This is a genomic window from Virgibacillus salexigens, assembly GCF_000723585.1.
Lineage (GTDB): Bacteria > Bacillota > Bacilli > Bacillales > Amphibacillaceae > Virgibacillus > Virgibacillus salexigens.
The window spans coordinates 331,256-348,597 of record NZ_CCDP010000001.1 but is presented as its reverse complement, the minus strand read 5'-3'; the positions used below and the strand labels follow the sequence as shown (position 1 = coordinate 348,597).

General features: G+C 38.2%; 20 protein-coding genes. 8 read left to right on the top strand and 12 right to left on the bottom strand.

The features are described 5' to 3' along the window. The first annotated feature begins 192 nt into the window (after positions 1-192). Positions 193-1,542 (top strand): sodium/glutamate symporter, encoded by a 1,350-nt coding sequence (locus BN990_RS01700; RefSeq protein ID WP_021290039.1) that lies wholly within the window; start codon positions 193-195, stop codon positions 1,540-1,542. A gap of 178 nt (positions 1,543-1,720) precedes the next feature. Here BN990_RS01700 and BN990_RS01695 read toward each other — a convergent pair whose 3' ends face one another. The 4 genes from BN990_RS01695 to BN990_RS01680 all read right to left on the bottom strand — a co-directional run bounded on the left by BN990_RS01695 (position 1,721) and on the right by BN990_RS01680 (position 4,473). Then, positions 1,721-2,089, bottom strand: a complete 369-nt coding sequence (locus tag BN990_RS01695) for a hypothetical protein (RefSeq protein WP_021290040.1) — start codon at positions 2,087-2,089, stop codon at positions 1,721-1,723. Between the two features lie 18 nt (positions 2,090-2,107). Continuing rightward, positions 2,108-2,626: an acyl-CoA thioesterase gene (locus BN990_RS01690; RefSeq protein WP_021290041.1), complete on the bottom strand. Its 519-nt coding sequence runs from the start codon at positions 2,624-2,626 to the stop codon at positions 2,108-2,110. A 626-nt stretch (positions 2,627-3,252) separates the two neighbouring features. Continuing rightward, on the bottom strand, positions 3,253-4,140 hold the full coding sequence (locus BN990_RS01685; RefSeq protein WP_038241896.1) for a LysR family transcriptional regulator: 888 nt from the start codon (positions 4,138-4,140) through the stop codon (positions 3,253-3,255). A 51-nt stretch (positions 4,141-4,191) separates the two neighbouring features. After that, a complete protein-coding gene (locus BN990_RS01680) occupies positions 4,192-4,473 on the bottom strand; it encodes a hypothetical protein (RefSeq protein ID WP_021290043.1) in 282 nt (93 codons plus the stop codon). A gap of 165 nt (positions 4,474-4,638) precedes the next feature. Between BN990_RS01680 and BN990_RS22850 the strand changes: the two genes are divergently transcribed. Genes BN990_RS22850 through BN990_RS01655 form a run of 5 tightly spaced genes read left to right on the top strand, consistent with a single transcriptional unit; the run spans position 4,639 to position 8,466 of the window. Further along, the gene (locus BN990_RS22850; protein WP_038241893.1) at positions 4,639-5,286 is read left to right on the top strand and encodes a hypothetical protein; all 648 of its coding nucleotides are present in this window, start codon (positions 4,639-4,641) and stop codon (positions 5,284-5,286) included. After that, entirely contained in the window at positions 5,283-6,026 is a 744-nt protein-coding gene (locus BN990_RS01670) for a cytochrome c biogenesis CcdA family protein (RefSeq protein WP_038241890.1), read from the top strand. The genes BN990_RS22850 and BN990_RS01670 overlap by 4 nt, the downstream gene beginning before the upstream one ends. Before the next feature lie 37 nt (positions 6,027-6,063). After that, entirely contained in the window at positions 6,064-6,654 is a 591-nt protein-coding gene (locus BN990_RS01665; protein WP_021290046.1) for a peroxiredoxin family protein, read from the top strand. 56 nt (positions 6,655-6,710) lie between these two features. Continuing rightward, positions 6,711-7,397: a response regulator transcription factor gene (locus tag BN990_RS01660; RefSeq protein WP_038241887.1), complete on the top strand. Its 687-nt coding sequence runs from the start codon at positions 6,711-6,713 to the stop codon at positions 7,395-7,397. Next, a complete protein-coding gene (locus BN990_RS01655) occupies positions 7,381-8,466 on the top strand; it encodes a sensor histidine kinase (protein ID WP_081856096.1) in 1,086 nt (361 codons plus the stop codon). Before BN990_RS01660 ends, BN990_RS01655 begins: the two co-directional genes overlap by 17 nt. Positions 8,467-8,502: 36 nt before the next feature. On the opposite strand, the gene arsC is transcribed toward BN990_RS01655, so the two are convergent. The 5 genes from arsC to BN990_RS01630 form a co-directional block, all read right to left on the bottom strand. Further along, positions 8,503-8,922, bottom strand: coding sequence for an arsenate reductase (thioredoxin) (arsC, locus tag BN990_RS01650; protein ID WP_021290049.1), 420 nt, complete (start codon positions 8,920-8,922; stop codon positions 8,503-8,505). Positions 8,923-8,952: 30 nt separating this feature from the next. Further along, positions 8,953-10,251 (bottom strand): arsenic transporter, encoded by a 1,299-nt coding sequence (locus tag BN990_RS01645; protein WP_038241884.1) that lies wholly within the window; start codon positions 10,249-10,251, stop codon positions 8,953-8,955. 15 nt (positions 10,252-10,266) lie between these two features. After that, entirely contained in the window at positions 10,267-10,596 is a 330-nt protein-coding gene (locus tag BN990_RS01640; RefSeq protein ID WP_232620873.1) for an ArsR/SmtB family transcription factor, read from the bottom strand. Positions 10,597-10,717: 121 nt separating this feature from the next. Beyond that, a complete protein-coding gene (locus BN990_RS01635) occupies positions 10,718-10,978 on the bottom strand; it encodes a metal-sensitive transcriptional regulator (RefSeq protein WP_021290052.1) in 261 nt (86 codons plus the stop codon). A gap of 119 nt (positions 10,979-11,097) precedes the next feature. After that, positions 11,098-12,342 (bottom strand): hemolysin family protein, encoded by a 1,245-nt coding sequence (locus BN990_RS01630; protein ID WP_021290053.1) that lies wholly within the window; start codon positions 12,340-12,342, stop codon positions 11,098-11,100. A gap of 187 nt (positions 12,343-12,529) precedes the next feature. On the opposite strand from BN990_RS01630, the gene BN990_RS01625 reads away from it, so the two are divergent. Further along, a complete protein-coding gene (locus tag BN990_RS01625; RefSeq protein ID WP_021290054.1) occupies positions 12,530-12,724 on the top strand; it encodes a small, acid-soluble spore protein, H family in 195 nt (64 codons plus the stop codon). A gap of 32 nt (positions 12,725-12,756) precedes the next feature. Here the strand turns inward: BN990_RS01625 and BN990_RS01620 are convergent, their stop codons facing one another. The 3 genes from BN990_RS01620 to BN990_RS01610 all read right to left on the bottom strand — a co-directional run bounded on the left by BN990_RS01620 (position 12,757) and on the right by BN990_RS01610 (position 16,365). After that, the gene (locus BN990_RS01620) at positions 12,757-14,202 is read right to left on the bottom strand and encodes an SLC13 family permease (RefSeq protein ID WP_051738994.1); all 1,446 of its coding nucleotides are present in this window, start codon (positions 14,200-14,202) and stop codon (positions 12,757-12,759) included. Then, complete coding sequence (locus BN990_RS01615; protein ID WP_021290056.1) at positions 14,165-15,370, bottom strand: glycerate kinase family protein; 1,206 nt, start codon at positions 15,368-15,370, stop codon at positions 14,165-14,167. The genes BN990_RS01620 and BN990_RS01615 overlap by 38 nt, the downstream gene beginning before the upstream one ends. A 245-nt stretch (positions 15,371-15,615) precedes the next feature. Next, entirely contained in the window at positions 15,616-16,365 is a 750-nt protein-coding gene (locus BN990_RS01610; RefSeq protein ID WP_038241871.1) for a hypothetical protein, read from the bottom strand. Between the two features lie 235 nt (positions 16,366-16,600). Between BN990_RS01610 and BN990_RS01605 the strand changes: the two genes are divergently transcribed. Next, positions 16,601-17,302, top strand: a complete 702-nt coding sequence (locus BN990_RS01605) for an NAD-dependent protein deacylase (protein ID WP_038241868.1) — start codon at positions 16,601-16,603, stop codon at positions 17,300-17,302. Positions 17,303-17,342: the final 40 nt, after the last annotated feature.

The window sequence follows — 17,342 nt, the reverse complement described above, 5'->3', positions numbered from 1 at the left end:
TTTCTATTTATTCTATGAAATAGTAAAATTATGTAATTACTGGAAAGTCTGTACGGAAGGATTCCTTATGGTATAATTAACTGGCTGTCCAACAACATCCCTCACACGTTAAGACATTCAACGCGTGACGTCCACATTTATGACGTTTCAACCTTCATTTATCCATTTTCATAGTAGGGGGTAATTTATCAAATGATTAATTTTGACATTTGGGCTTTAATGCTCGATGTAAGTATTATTTCTGGACTATTATTAATTGGAACCATTTTACGAGCGAAAGTTAAATGGATACAATCACTATTTCTTCCTGCTAGTATGATTGCTGGCTTTCTTGGACTCGCGTTTGGTCCAAGTGGGTTCAATTTGCTGCCTTTTTCTAATCAGTTCAGCACCTATCCTGGACTATTAATTGCAATTATCTTTGCCGCTATTCCAATTGGGGCAGCAAAAGTCAATCTAGGAGAAGTGTTTCATCGTGTTCGAAACATGTTTTCTTATTCCTTGATCCTCACCCTGTCGATGTGGGGGGCTGGTGCGTTATTCGGACTCGTGGTATTAGTACCTCTGTTCTCAGATTTACCAAGTGGATTCGGACTAATCTTAGGTGCTGGATTTTTAGGTGGTCATGGAACTGCTGCAGCCATCGGGGAAGGTTTTGCACATTATGGTTGGGAAGAGGCCATGGACTTAGGGATGACCTCTGCTACGATCGGTATATTAGTTGCTGTACTAGGCGGATTATTCTTAATTAAGCAAAGTACAGAAAAGGGACATACAAAGTTTATTACTAGTTTTAAAGATTTACCAGATGAACTTCGATCTGGATTAATGCCAAAACATAAACGGTTTAATATGGGGCAAGAGACGGTGTCTTCCAGTTCCATTGACCCTTTTGTTTTGCATTTAGCAATTATCGCTTTCGTAATTGGTGTATCCTATTGGTTAACTAATGTATTAACCGACTTGATTCCTTCTGTATCCATTCCGTTATTTAGTGTTGCCTTTGTTTTAGGACTTATCTTTCAAACAATCAGTAGAAAACTAAATGCCGATGCGTATGTGGATCAACGAGTCATGGAGCGCATTGGTGGTACCGCCACAGATTTTCTTGTAGCGATAGGGATTGCTTCGATTAATATAACCGTGGTAATGGACTATGCTGTGCCACTGCTCTTATTATTCGCATTTGGAGTGCTATGGGCTTATTTTCTATTCCGATTTATTGGTCCGAATATTTTCCAGCAATTTTGGTTAGAAAAATCATTATTTGGCTGGGGGTGGAGTACAGGGACAGTAGCGATGGGACTAGCCTTATTACGTATCGTAGACCCTGAATTAAAAAGCAAAACCCCAGAAGACTATGCATTAGCCTATATTGGGGTGGCCCCAGTAGATATCATCATCGTTACGTTTACACCAATTCTATTTTCACTTGGGTTCACATGGGTAATTCCTGCTGTACTCTTACTCATTTGTGTAATTATTGTTGGAATTTATATGTATACCGGCTTATGGGGAAGTAGCAGGAATCATCAGCCATAACAAAAATGACAGCTCTCTAAAAAGAGAGTACTGTTGAAGGAAAAATCAACTTATGATACACGAGGGAATGTCATAAGTATGCATCAAACCGGATGTGTAGCATGCTACAAGTACAAGGAAAACTCTATCAAGTATTTGTTAAGACAGCCGAGCAGTGATGTGCTCGGCTGTTTGTAATTCAGATGACAGCTGGCCCTACTAACGAATAGGCTTGCTTTCCCAGTAAGAGACTGCTTACATTACCATAACCAATATGTTTATAAGCTCCTAATAATGCTTGCAAGTCTTGTATATCTTGCTCTGATTTTAGTTGATCTACTTCTTTTTGATAAACGGATAAGATAAACGCATTCTGTACTTGCGGACGGAAGCTGCTCGGTTCTTCATTCATAATTAAACAGCCCATGTATTGATAATTAAATTGCAGCTGTCTGGTTAAATCAATGATTTGTTTAAAACGCTGGTATAATCCAGGTTTATTCTCTTTAAATTCGTCAATTGCTTGCTTTGCTTCTTCTAGTTCATGGTAACTTGTTGTAATAAGCATCCTTTTCACTCCTTTCGCCTATTCATCCCAAGGTTTTTTAATAGAAAGTTTCGATACTAAATCTTTATTTTGCTGTCTTTTTAATTTACGAATCTTCGCCCGTTCTTCTCCAGTATCATATAGGAATTGCTCCTCTTCTGATTCAGGAATAACGGTTGGAACTTCAATCGGTTTCTTATCTTCATCCAAAGCAACGAACGTTAAAAAGGCTGTAGCTGCAATTCGGCGCTCTGCTGATATCATATCTTCCGCTATGACCTTGCAGAAGATTTCCATGGAGTTCTTTCCTGTATAGGACACAAAGGATTCAATACATACGGAATCGCTTTGACGAATTGGCGATATAAAATTAACTGTGTCGGTGGATGCTGTTACACATTCCTTCACCCGAGCATGTCTTCTAGCAGAAAGTGTGGCACAGGCATCTAGCTTTTTCATAAGCACGCCACCAAATAGGGTATGGTAGTTATTCAAATCGTTAATCAATACTTGATCATTCTGTATGATACGAGTTTCTTTACTCTTTTTTGCTTGCATAACAATCACCTTATCTATTGATGTCATCAGTAGGCTTCGTACCTTACTGCTATTCCATTATAATCCCCTCTGTGGCGCAGCGTACAATGCCAATAACAAATGCGCATCATAACAAATTGTTATGGAAAGGCTTCACTGTTTGTCAGACCCATTCATTCTGTGAAAGCAATTGGTCTAAATAGATTTATAAGCTTTATTTACGAATTAATCCATGGCCATCTCCCTAAACTCCTCTACTCGAATCGGGAGAAGACTACCCGCAGATTAGCACTTTAACGAAAAAACGATTGCCCCCCCTGGATAGGGCGAGGGCAATCGTTTTCAGGTTCTGACAGTCCGCTGTCAGTAAGTTCAGTTTCAATTTGTTTATCTTGTTGAGTTTGAAATTTGATATTACCGCCTAAATCAAATCTCCAATATAGTATTCAAACCACCATCCTAATCGTAATACACGAAGACACCAGCGGAAAATGCAAGCGCAGAACGGAACGTTAGTGGAGTTTGAAGGGCTCACGGGTTCCCCGTGGAAAGCGTAGTGTATTCTATGCCGTTAGAGCCCATTAGAAAAGACTGTCGAGTTCCTTTCCCGACAGCCTGAGCCCCTCGTCAAATATGAAGTCCATCGATCATTCCTTATGCATTAGTTTTTCTTTGGCAAAACGAATAAATTCTTTCATCACTTCTGGCAGCTGACGATTACGCTTCCATATCAGAGCCAGATCCCATACAACGGTTGGGTTTTCAACTGTAATTGCTTTTACATCATTGGTTAGTTCAGTACTTGTACTTTCAGGTAATAACGTAATCCCAACGTTGGAAGCTACCATTTCTTCTATAAAATCTAATTGAGAGGTTTCTGAAATAATACGAGGTTCGAAACCAGCATTTTTACATGCTGTAACGATACTATCACGTAGTGAAAAATCTTTATTGAACATGATAAATGATTCATGCTTCAAATTATTTACTCGGATTTGCTGCTTATCTGCAAGCTCATGTGTAGATGGAACGATCACTTTTAACCCCTCTTTCAGGAAGGAATAATAATGAAATTCATCATGAATTGTAGGGAAAACAACAACCCCAAAGTCAAGACTGTCTTCTAGTACCTGTTCTTCAATCCTTTTTGAACCGTCCTCTTCTAATTGAAACGTAATTTCTGGGTACTCCTCGTGAAATGCAGCAATTAAATGTGAAAAAAAGAAAGAATTTGTAATAGAGGGTAGTCCGATTCGGATATGTCCTTTATTTAATTGCTGCATTTGCTCTAATTCATAATGCATCGCTTTGTACTGCTGATCAAATTGTTTAGCATGCTCAAATAATACACGTCCGGCTTCTGTTAATATCAGTTGTTTTCGGGAACGAATAAATAAGGGAAAGCCAACTTCCTCCTCTAGTGATTTAATAATTCGGCTAATTGCTGGTTGCGTAATATATAAATGGTTTGCTGCTTGTGTAAAGCTGCCTAACCTAGTTACCTCCAAAAAGTACTGTAAATGTTTTATTTCCACGGCCTTGCTTCTCTCCCTGTAATCAGAATTACATTCTTCATTATCAAACAACTACTTAAAATAGGCCCTGTATGCTGAGATAAAAGCTTCTGGTGAAGACTTCACCGTGTACGTATAAACCCCTTTAAGCGTATGTAAATAAAGAATACCACCCTTGTCCGCGATTTTTCGAAATGAGAAATCCATTACATCGTCCATCGGGAATACTCGATTCTGGGTAACTACTTTATCGGTGTATAAATAAATTACCCGTTGATGCTCAATATCATATTGTTCAATACTCGTTACTTTTCTTTCTATTTTTATATAGGGGTGTTGTGCAATCAGACTCATATCTTCCTCCTAATACATAGGCTTGTCATTCATATGGTAGCACATTCTCCATTCCGTCAACTTCTTCCTAGCAATTCTATTTCTTTTATATAAATACTCCATTTTCATCAAACTTTCACATTCGATATGTATGATGTAACTATACCGAGCTTACGGAGGAGAAATATGCCATCAACTACGATTTTAATTACTATTTCCATAAATGTTGTTAGTTTAACAATTGGCTTTATTGCCTTTCAGCTGATGAATGAGCTGGATCGTTCAGATAAAAAGCAAATCATTGACCAAATGATTACCTCCATTATTAATATGATTTTATTTATTTGGTTAGCGAAGATTATCCTGCATCTGTCTATTTTCATTTCAGACCCTATCGCTGTGCTTGCTTATCCAAGTGATGCGAATGCATTCTATCTTGCTCTTATATTAACAAGTATACAGCTTGTCTACAAAGCGAAACGAAATGGTTTAAAACTAGCGAGACTCTTCTATCACTTTATACCGGTACTCGTATTTGCAGGTTTCACTTATCATTTTATTGAGATAATTTGGATGGATAACTCATTTGCCTGGGGAAATTTCATTTTAATGTTTATGCTCTTAAGTCTATTTTTGTTGCTAAAGCGTCTAATCAATCAAAAAACGATGCTATTGCTAATAAGCTATTGCTGGGTATTTGGTAAACTTCTGATAAGTTGGTTGTTACCTTTCACAACCATTTTTGGGTATATGGTCGAACCACTATTCCTAGTAATGGTTGCTCTAATAATCTCTGTTCTATACTTATTCAATCGAAAGCTGGTGTTCTTATGATCGAAACCGCAGACCTTACAATTTGGTTAGCATTAGGGGCAGGAATGTTATCATTCCTCTCCCCTTGTACCTTGCCTATATTTCCAGCGTACTTATCCTATATAACTGGAATGAGTGTAAAGGAACTGGAGCATCATGCCACCTTCAAAATCCGACGGAAGCTCCTTTTTCATGCTGTGTTCTTTCTATTCGGTGTATCACTCGTGTTTATTAGTTTAGGAATTGGCGTATCTTATGTTGGACAATGGATACAAGGAATGTTAGCAGGAGAATCCGGACAATTTATTCAACGGATAGCTGGAATTTTCATTATCCTTATGGGGTTATTCGTCAGTGGTTGGTTAAAAGTTACTTCCTTTATGAAAGAAAAACGTTTTCGCTTCACTAAGAAACCAGTTGGCTATGTAGGAACTATCTTTGTAGGAATGGGGTTTGCTGCAGGATGGACACCATGTATTGGGCCAATCTTTGCATCTATTTTAGTTGTTGCTGCTGCAAACCCTACCCAAGGGGCATGGTATACGTTATTTTATGTTGTCGGTTTTTCATTGCCGTTTCTTATTCTTACGTTTTTTCTTGGATCAACACGATGGATTGTTCGTTACAGTGGGATGATTATGAAAGTTGGCGGAGTAATTATGATTCTGATGGGTCTGTTGCTATTTACAGGGCTTATGCCTCAAATATCAGCGTTTTTATTAAAATTAGTTGAGGATACTTGGCTTACGAAACTAGGTTAGCTAATTCGGCAAAATGAATCCGAAGGAGGTTGTAAAAATGAAAAAGATAATACTTATTGGAGTTATTTTAGCTATGTTTAGTTGGGCGGCCTATGACTTTCTTACTTCATCTAATACAGCACCAGAACAAGATCAGCAAGCATCTGAAAATAAAATCACCTCGACGTTGAAGGAAAGTGAAGAAAAAGCAGCGCAATCAAATGAAGTTGGACTTGAGATTGGGAATACTGCCCCTGATTTTACGTTATCAACGGTAAATGGAGAATCCATTCAACTGTCTGAACTAAGGGGAAAACCAGTAATGATTAATTTTTGGGCTACGTGGTGTCCCCCTTGCCGAGCTGAAATGCCGGATATGCAAAAGTTTTATGATAACAAAGATATCGTTATTTTGGCAGTCAACCTAACGGAAACAGAAGGAAGTCAACAAGAGGTAGAGAACTTTGTGAAAGACTTTCAACTCACCTTTCCAATTCTAATGGATGAACAAACAGAAGTAGCAAATAAATATCAAATTCAACCAATACCGTCATCCTATATGATTGATGCAGATGGAAGAATTCAGTACAAAGCACTCGGCGCAATGAATTATGATTTAATGGTTCAGGAATACGAGAAAATGAAATAGGAAATTGCTTCTCATTAATTCGCCTGAATGATGTAAACTATTTTTGAGGTGAAATCATGAAACAAACAATTATGGTCGTAGAAGATGACAAGATGATTCGAAACCTGATACGAATTTATTTGGAAAAGAATTATTACGAGGTAATAGAAGCTACGGATGGAGAGGAAGCACGGTTATTATTTTTAGAACAGCTTCCCTGCTTAATCATTCTCGATTTAATGTTGCCTAAATCAAGTGGAGAAGACTTCTGTCAATGGGTGCGCACCCAAGCACATGGCGAGGTTTCCATTATTATGCTTTCAGCTAAAAGCCGCACAGAAGAAAAAATATCTGGCTTAAGGATAGGGGCAGACGATTATATGACCAAACCTTTTGATCCTAACGAACTTATTGCCCATGTAGAAGCAGTATTACGCCGCACCGGTCAATTTTGTCAAAAAATAGTCTGGGATGGCCTTTGCATTAAACCTCGTAAAGGTGAAGTGCTTCTGCATAATCAGCCAATTAAATTAACCAAATACGAATTTAATCTGCTTTATTATTTCATGCAAAACCCAAATATCATCCTTTCTAGGGAACAACTAGTAGAAAAGATTTACCCGAATACTACACATCATGTCATGGATAGAACCATAGATGCTCATATTAAGAAGCTCCGAGAAAAAATAGAAATCGTTCCTTCACAGCCTAAACGTGTACAAACAATACGTGGAATGGGGTATAAATTTGTCACAGCTATGTAAAACGTTAAAGATGCTTCTTCCTGATAGCTTTTTATGGCGATTGACCTTTTTGCACTTTATTGTTATTGGTATCGCCTCACTTATTAGCGGCTGGGCATTATATCATACTGCCTGCTTTCTTGCAGCGGGCGTTGGTAACCTCGGAGAAGAGCGCCAACAACAATTTAATCAATCCTTATTTCATTATGTGTGGATGTTTATACTTATCGCAGTAATTGCTGGAACGATCCTTTATTTCTATTTAATGAAACGTTTACTAAAACCAATACATGAGCTTATAAATGCAACGAGGCTGCTAAAGAAAGGAAACTATCCGCAACCTATTGCAGTATCAAAAAAAGATGAGATCGGTCTCCTTGTAGAACAATACAACCAATTAATCCAGCAGTTAAATAAAAAGGAGCAGGATCGTAAAAAGCTTGTTTCTGATATTTCCCATGAATTTCGAACCCCTTTATCCAATCTCAATGGTTATTTATTTGCATTAAAATCAGAAGACATCACAGGAGATAACGAATTATTCGAAGCGCTCTATCAGGAATCAAAACGGCTTACTTCTATGCTGGAACAGTTTGAACAATTAAAGCAATGGGATCATACAACTTCTACTATGCACCCAAACAAACAACTCATTTCAATAAAACAAGTTATTGAACAAAGCACATCTATGTTTACATGGTCATTAAAACAAGCCGATATTCAATTACTGCTTAACGTAGAAGATGTACATTGTCTCATCTATCCAGAAGGACTGCAGCAAATCATTAATAATCTTCTCGATAATGCCATTCGCTATTACCGAAGTCCTGGTTCGATACGAGTAAGTGGGAAACAACAAGACAATTACTATAACCTAACTGTTTCTGGACCGAGCGAAACGATTCCAGAAGGAGAAAAGGAACAAATTTTTGAACGTTTGTACCGAATTGAAAGGTCACGAAGTCGAGAAACTGGAGGTGCTGGTTTAGGACTAGCCATTACGAAGGAAATCGTCGAGCAGCATAACGGTTACATTTATTTAGATACGTCCGAAGGTGAAAATAGCTTTCATGTTTATCTACCAATATAACAGACTCTCCCTGAATAATGAAGGGAGAGTCTGTTATTACTTTCCAGTTGCATTGAATTGTTTTATACGTTCACCAATTTCATCGCGTACACGTTGAAATACTGCCCATTTCTCCTCTTCCGTTCCTTCTGCTTTAGCTGGATCATCAAACCCCCAATGCTCACGCTTTACATGGGGAGGAGTCATCGGGCACTTATCTTTTGCATCCCCACACAATGTTACTGCTAAAGTTGCGTTGTTAAGAATGTCTCTGTTAATAATATCCGATGTTTGCTCTGAGATGTCGATATCAACTTCCTGCATCGCTTTTACAGCATTTGGATTTAATCCATGTGCCTCGATTCCAGCACTCTTTACTTCCCAATCATCGCTTAAATAGAATTTCGCCCAACCTTCTGCCATTTGGCTTCTGCAAGAATTACCTGTACACAAGAAATAGATGGTCTTTTTGTTCATTTTTAATCTCCTTTTCATCTCATGTTTATATTAAAACAATACAAGTGTTACATATAAACCAATTAATGTAATTAATAGAATTGGTAAGGTTAAAATGATCCCTGTTTTGAAATAGGTACCCCAAGAGATTTTAACCCCTTTTTGAGACAATACATGGAGCCAAAGCAGCGTAGCAAGAGATCCAATGGGTGTGATTTTTGGCCCAAGATCGGAACCGATGACATTAGCATAGATAAGTGCCTCTCGAATCGTTCCTGTAGTATTTGTCTCTGCGATTGCAAGAGCATCAATCATTACCGTCGGCATATTGTTCATGACCGAAGATAAAATTGCTGCGATAAATCCCATCGCAACCGTGGCAATAAACAAGCCTTGTTCAGCACTGGCCTGAATAACATTCGCCAATACATCGGTAAGCCCCGCATTTCGTAAACCATATACGACAACATACATTCCAATCGAGAAGAAAACGATATTCCAAGGAGCACCTTTAACAACCTTTCTCGTATTTACAGTACTGCTTCTGCTGGCCATAACTAAGAAAAAGATAGCAGTAACCCCTGCTACAATGGATACCGGGATCTCAGCAAATTCACTTACAAAATAACCAATGACTAATATCACTAATATAAACCACGATAAGCGAAACATTGGCAAATCGCGAATTGCCTCCCTTGGCGCTTGCAACTGTTCTGTGGCATAACTGCGTGGAATACGTTTACGAAAATAAAGTAGTAAAACGCCGATCGTTGCAACTAGCGAAAATAAATTCGGAATGACCATTCTAGAAGCATACTCCACAAAACCAATATTGAAGAAGTCTGCTGAAACAATATTTACTAAATTACTAACTACTAATGGAAGTGAAGTCGTATCAGCAATAAATCCACTTGCCATTATAAATGGAAAAACCATTTTTTCTGAAAAATTCAAATTACGTACCATTGCAAGCACAATCGGGGTGAGTATCAGTGCAGCTCCATCATTTGCAAAAAATGCAGCAACAATTGCACCTAATATACTAATATAAATAAACATTTTAATGCCGTTGCCCTTTGCTAATTTGGCCATATGTAAGGATGCCCATTCAAAGAAACCAATCTCATCTAAAATAAGCGATATAAGTATAATTGCTATAAATGCTAACGTCGCATTCCAAACGATTTGGGTTACTTCGATAACATCCGTAAATCCAACAACTCCTGCTATTAAGGCAAGAATTGCTCCCCCGCAAGCTGACCATCCAATGGATAGACCTTTCGGCTGCCAGATAACAAAAGTCAAAGTAATAATAAATATCGCTGATGCTATAAAAACCGTTGATGTCAAAACCTTCCCCCTCCTCTAACAACAAGTAATCCGTATTCCTTTTTCTTCTAATTCCTTTAATTTATCGTCCTGATCAGGGAGGTTTACCAGAATAGTTTGCACAAACGCATATGCTTCATGTTGTTTATTCATCGCGTAAAATATCCACTGACCCCTCCGTTCTTCTTTCACCAAACCAATATCCCTTAACTTCCGTAAATGCTGGCTGATCGAGGGCTGGCTAACTTGAAATATTTCTACTAATTCACAGACACAGCAATCTTGACTATCAAGAATTTTCATGATGGTTAACCTTGTTTTATCACCGAACAATTTACAAATTACTGAGGCTTTCTCCATTTCCATGACCTTATCACCACCTAATATAATCATATAAGCATATGCTTATATTTTCAATAAAAAAACCTCCTAAAAGCAAAATGCTGACGTTTCATGCCACCATGGCATACTTAGTCAGCGTTTTTGATTAACGGCTTTTGACAAGAAGATTAACCGCTTCTTGAATTAATTCCTCCGTACTCTCTCCATTTTTCTGTTCTTCACGAATACATCTTTCTAAATTTTGACTCACGATTAAAGCCAACGTGCGATCTAATGCGTTTCTTGCGGCTGACATTTGTGCTACAACATCTCTGCATTCCTTTTGTTCTTCCATCATTTTCTGTAGCCCACGAACTTGTCCCTCAATCCGCTTCATGCGATTCTTTACCTTTTCATCATATTGCACACGTCTTCACTCCTTTCTATTATCATAGCATAAAAAATAGGAATAGCAGCAAGATTATGAGGAAAGGAGCTGTTCTAGAATCAGCTCCTTTTAAACAACAAGAGAAACACTCCTTACTACTATTCTTCCTCTAAATGCGGCTCATGCTTGTTAATTTGTACCCGCTTTATCGTACGGTCTTCAATTTCAAGTATACGGAATGTTAGCGTTTCTTTCGCTAATGTTTCTCCTTCTTCTGGAAAATAATGAAATTCTTTTAATAAGTATCCAGAAAGGACGTCTTCTTCCTCTGGTATTTCCGTATGAAAAATGGTATTCAATCGATGTAGAGGTATTTTGCCATTACAAATAATTTCTGAATCCGTTACTTCCTCAACTAATGGTCCATTTCCACTATCCGTCTCATCTTCAATCTCTAAACCGATTAGTAATTCAATAATATCTTCATGGGTGATGATTCCTTCTGTTCCACCATATTCATCAAGTACAATCGCCATATGCTTTTTCTCTTGAATCATCTTGCGGAACACCCAATCAACCGAGTGAAACTCAAAGACAATTAACGGATCCATGTCACTATATGACTCCAGCGTTTTATCGGGATCCATCGACCAAGATAGCAAATACTTCGAATGAAAAACACCTACAATGTTGTCAATTTCTTCATCATAGATTGGATATCGTGTATACGGACTCTGAATGGCAATATTTCGCACCTCTTCAAAGTCAGAATCATACGGAAGCGCCAAAATATCTACACGAGGGGTTTTAAGTGCATCCTTTACATTTAAATTCGTAAATTCAAGCACCCCTTTAATTCGATGCGATTCGTCCTGCCTAAAAATCCCTTCCGTGCGTGCTACATCTACCATTGCTCGTATTTCGTCCTTTGAAACAGATGTATTGGCCTTTTCTCCCTTGGATAGAAACCGGATGATAAAGCCTGTTAACCAGTTTAACAGCATGGTTAACGGCTTAAAAACAAACACAACGGCTCGAATTACCGGGTAAACGATGTATGCAATTCGATCAGGAAAAGTCGCTGCTACTGATTTGGGGATAACCTCTGAAAAGATAATAATGGTGATGGTTAATACAGCTGAGGCTAGTCCAACATTAATTCCATAATCCATGGCTACCATCGTTACTAATGTAGGCAAGATAATGTTTGAAATGTTGTTCCCTATTAAAATAGAAGTAATAAATTGTTCTGGTTTGGATACTAACTTTAGTAGCTTACCAGAGCGTTTATCACCATTCTTCTCTTTCGTTTGCAGTTTCATCTTATTTGCTGCAGTTAGAGCAGTTTCACTGCCTGAAAAGAAGAATGATACAAATAATAAAACAATGATCACAATGATCACGTGCGTTTTCCTCCTTATGTAGTATGTAGTACCTCTAATATCATGTAGTTTAGGATGTGTTAATCCTAATTCTATGATACATGGATTTCCCAATTATACAAAAGAAAAACCTTTATTTTCCTTATAATGAACCATCGCATATTTTCCGTCCATAAAACGAAAAATAAAGGTAAAAGTAGGTGAAAAAATGAAAAAGGAACGTGCACAAGAAATCATGGATGCATTAGAACTTATCCAAGTTCGCTATCGAGGGATTCCGGTATATATAAAAGATTTACAAGAAACGACTGCAACAGTCTTCGCTTTAGATGAGATGGCTGAGGAACAAATCGTGGATTTACATGGGTTACAAGAAGTTGCTAATCATGATGAAATGGAATAGCTGGTGATACTGCACGCCAACTATTCCAACAATTAAAGCTGTAATCCAGTCCACTGCCAATACGTGAAGTAAAAGAATACCATAACTAGAATATAGACAGGCATCAACACACCACTAAGTTGGAGCAACTGTTTCTTATCAAATGATGTATCTTCCGCAAACAGCAAAATTGCCTTCGAGCTAACTGGAAATGTCAAACAATAATTCATTCCGATTAAGCTAAGAAATACAACTGACGTGGAATCTAACCCAATTGTTTCACTAAAAACAATCAAGCTTGGAATGAATATAACAGCCCTCGTCGTATGCGAGTGGATATAGAAATGACTAGTTATTGTAATCAGTAAAATAATTAGCAATAACAACCATTCTGGAGCTTGGTTAATTAGGTTTAAACCAATGAATAACTCCTTTTCCAACCAATTAATTACACCGGTATCAATAAGTGTTCCGCCTAAAGTAGTAGCACAGGCTACAAATAAGATAAGTGGCCAAGATACAGAATTTACTGCTTGCTTCCAGGTTATCACTCCATAAACAGGAGCCATAAATAACATTGCTCCCAACATCGTAATAAATCCAATATCATAATGATGAATGGGATGCGTTAGCCACCCTAGTAAAACCAAACCAATAAATCCTAACGCACGAATCTCCTTTTGATTAAGCGATCCATCCATCTTTTGTTGTTGTGAAATGGTCACATGATTCTTTTCGTTTCGCTTTTCTTTCGGCCAAATCATACACTTTAGAATATATAATGTAAGAAAACTAATTACGATAGTAAATGGTACACCCCAAATGAACCACTGGATATACGTAATCGATTGTCCGGTTGCATTTTCCAATAATCCAACGCCAATCAGGTGAGATCCTGCTCCAATTACCGTAGCTGAAGTACTTATTAAAATCAGAATCGGTGTAAATAATGCAAGAAAACGTTTCTCTTTTTCTGAATGCCACCGTTCACCTATTTGCGCAATTAATGGCTTCGCTAATGCAGCTCGGCCAGAGGTGGATGGAACGAAAAACGCAGATAATAAAAGTACATTTGTTAAACGACGAAGGAGTTTTTCTTTACATGAAGCATTCTTCAGTAAATAATCGATCATGCGATCCGTTAACCCAGACTGTTTTACCGCTTCTCCCATAATAAAAGCACCTATCATAAGCCAAACAACCTCTTGCGCTAATGCATCATATAAGATGGAAGGAGTAGCTCCTCCTAATAAAATAATTGCCATTAAGGCTGCAATTGCTATAAAACCAGCAGGAAGTTTCGTCAACACCCAACAAGTCATTGCGGATAAAAAGATGAATAACGAAACTTTGGCCGAATAATCTAGCGCTCCTGGTAAGACAACTGCCATTAAATAGAAGAGATGTAAAATAAGAACAACTGTATTTTTGAAAGGCAGCCGCGATTCCAATAATCCTGATTTACTGATTTTGATAGATTCGGCCATTCCTCTTAACATGAATAACATCCTTTCGCTTCGCTACCTTCTTACCAATGTCGATTTGTCTTAATATCGATTCAATACTGTCTGCGATCCAGATAGGTGCTAACTCCAACGCTTCTTGAAGTACGACTGGCTTCTGTGTAATACTGGTATAGGCATGGATACCTGCTCGGTAATTCGCAGTTGCCCCTTTTCCAATTGCACCAGCGATAAGAATGACAGGCACATCATATTTCTTTGCAATTCTTGCTACTTCAGCAGGAACTTTTCCATTGGGTGTTTGGAAATCTAAACTTCCCTCTGCAGAGAAAACGACATCCGCAGTTGCGATTGCTTGTTCGATATCAATAAACCTACGAATTAATGAAAACCGTTCATGTAACTTCGCCCCTGTAAACGCTGCCAAACCTGCGCCTAATCCACCAGATGCGCCTCCACCTGGAATCATTCGTACATTTACACCAATTGCTGTTTCAATTACTGTTGCATAACGTTCGAATCCTTCAGATAAAAGGTCAACCTGTGACGGGGTAGCACCCTTTTGTGGTCCAAATATGCGGGCAACTCCTTGATTACCGCAAAGGACGTTCTTCCAATTACAAGCTACATCAACTGGAATATGATGCAGACGTTTATCTAGTTCACTTGTATCCACTTCTGCCACTTCAATTAATCGTTCTCCACCTTCAACCGTTATCAATTGCTGTTTATCGTTATAAAAGCGGACACCTAATGCCTCAGCCATCCCAGCTCCTCCATCAGAAGTTCCGGAGTCCCCACATCCTATCAGAATATGATCCACACCGTAATCCAAGGCATGGATAATTAATTCTCCAACTCCATAGGACGTTGTCTTCAGAGGATTTCTTTGCTGAACCGGTACTAAATGTAAACCAGCTACCGCGGCCATTTCTATTACGGCAGTTCGCTTCCCATTCTCACGAATAACCCCAAAATAACTGGGAACTTTTTCACCGACTGGACCGACTACTTCTCGATGAACAAGTTGACCACCTTTTATATTAATAATGGTTTTCGTAAAGCCTTCTCCACCGTCGATCATCGGCACAACTTTGATGTCCATTGTCTTATCAAATCTTCTAGCTCCCCTTTCCATAGCTTCAGCAACCTCTCCAACCTGTAAGCATTCTTTAAAGCCCGAAGGTATCATAACTACTCTCACGTTAACCGCTCCTCATGAAAAATTTTTGATATGATAAATGTATCAATGAAAACTGAGTCCACCATGAGAAGTAGATTATAAATAATGAGAAGTTTATGAGAAGCATGAATTTAAAATGAAGGATAGCTAAAAGGAGCATTCGATTTTCGCTAGATTACTTGGTTGGTTATTCCACCATCTACCATTTCCTAGACAATAAAAAAGCTTGCAGAAGTACTACAAGCTTAAACAAAGTGAAAAGCTAGTTATTCTTTATCTCTTCCCTTATTACGATGCATCATCAATAACGTCCGTGGTTGCTCATCTCCAGTCATTAACTTCGTTACATAGGACGAAGTTAACTGATAACCATCTTCAATTTTTTCTGCCAGATAATTGGTTCGCTCAAACAGAATAGAGCGGATATTATCCAACTGCCTCACCATCTTTTCTGTTAACGCTTCTTGATTTTCTAAACGTGCATTTGTTTCTTTCTGTTTTTTATCATGGTTATTCACACGTTCTACAAGACCTTCCTGTAATTCTAAATGTGCTTCAACCCTCTTGGCAACATCGGCATTCGCCTGTTCAGACATTTTTAATTGCTCCATTAATTTTTCATCCGAATCTTTCAGCATATCCATTTGCTTGTGAAAATCCTGTTTAGATAATTGATGGTCATTTAAAACATTTTCCAGATTTGCTGTGGTTGTTTCCAAATGATGTAGCTGTTGCATTACTTTCTGTTCTACTTGATCATGCTCGGTGTGCAATTCCTTTAATTGATTTAGTCGCTTGCTGACCTCTTTAAATCGAGTCGATGCCTTCACATCCTGCTGAGCAACCAAGCGATTTAGACGATTAAAAGACTGTTGCAATGCAGCATTTACCTTTTGCTGTTCTTTTACCATTTCGGTCGTATGGTTTCTAACAAAGAATCGTTGATTCGGCTCCTTCCTAGCTTCTTCATGTTCATAAATGGTTGTATGATTATCTCGATTTATATATAAGCCCATGTAAATGCACTCCTTTGATTCCATCTACACTACTAGTTTATGCCTCAATAGGTTAATTGGGACAGAAGACCACGCCCATTTTAGAAACGGCTGTGAAAAGATTCAATCGTGGATGAGAAATATGATAAGATAAGAGAAAACAATTCCATCCTTGATGAAGGCTTACCTTATAGGAAAAAGACAAGCTTTCTAATTCCAATAAATCAATAAGGTAAATAAAATGGAGGGAAGCATATTGCTAAAGAAGTGGCTAAATGAAGCAAGTTATGTTGTTGTTTTTACTGGAGCAGGCATGTCGACAGAAAGTGGTTTACCTGATTTTCGTTCAGCAAATCAAGGACTGTGGAACAACCAAGACCCTAGTCAGATTGCAAGTACAGAAGCATTAAATAACAATGTCGAGGCGTTTACACAATTTTATCGCGAACGCGTCATAGGTGTAAAAACCTATCAACCACATAAAGGCCACTATATCCTCGCAGATTGGGAAAAACAAGGAATCGTCCAATCTGTAATCACACAAAACGTGGATGGTTTTCATCAACAAGCAGGCAGTAAACGGGTAGCAGAACTCCATGGAACCCTGCAAAAGCTTCATTGCCAGTCGTGTCAAAGAGAATATAGTAGTGAAGAGTACGTTCAGAGGGGATACTATTGTGAGTGTGGTGGTATCTTACGCCCTTCCATTGTCCTTTTTGGTGAAACATTGCCTGTGGATGCCTTTCAAATGGCTTTATTAGAATCCGAGAAGGCTGACTTATTTATTGTTCTCGGTTCTTCGTTAAGTGTCACACCAGCAAATCAGTTCCCTTTAATTGCTAAAGAACGTGGAGCAAGATTGGTTATTGTAAATCGAGAACCAACTGCTTTCGACAATTATGCTGATCAACTCATCCAAAATCGTCAGCTCGGTGATGTTTTAGCAGAAATTGAATAAAAGATATAAGAAGTGCCGGAACATTTCATCCCAGCACTTC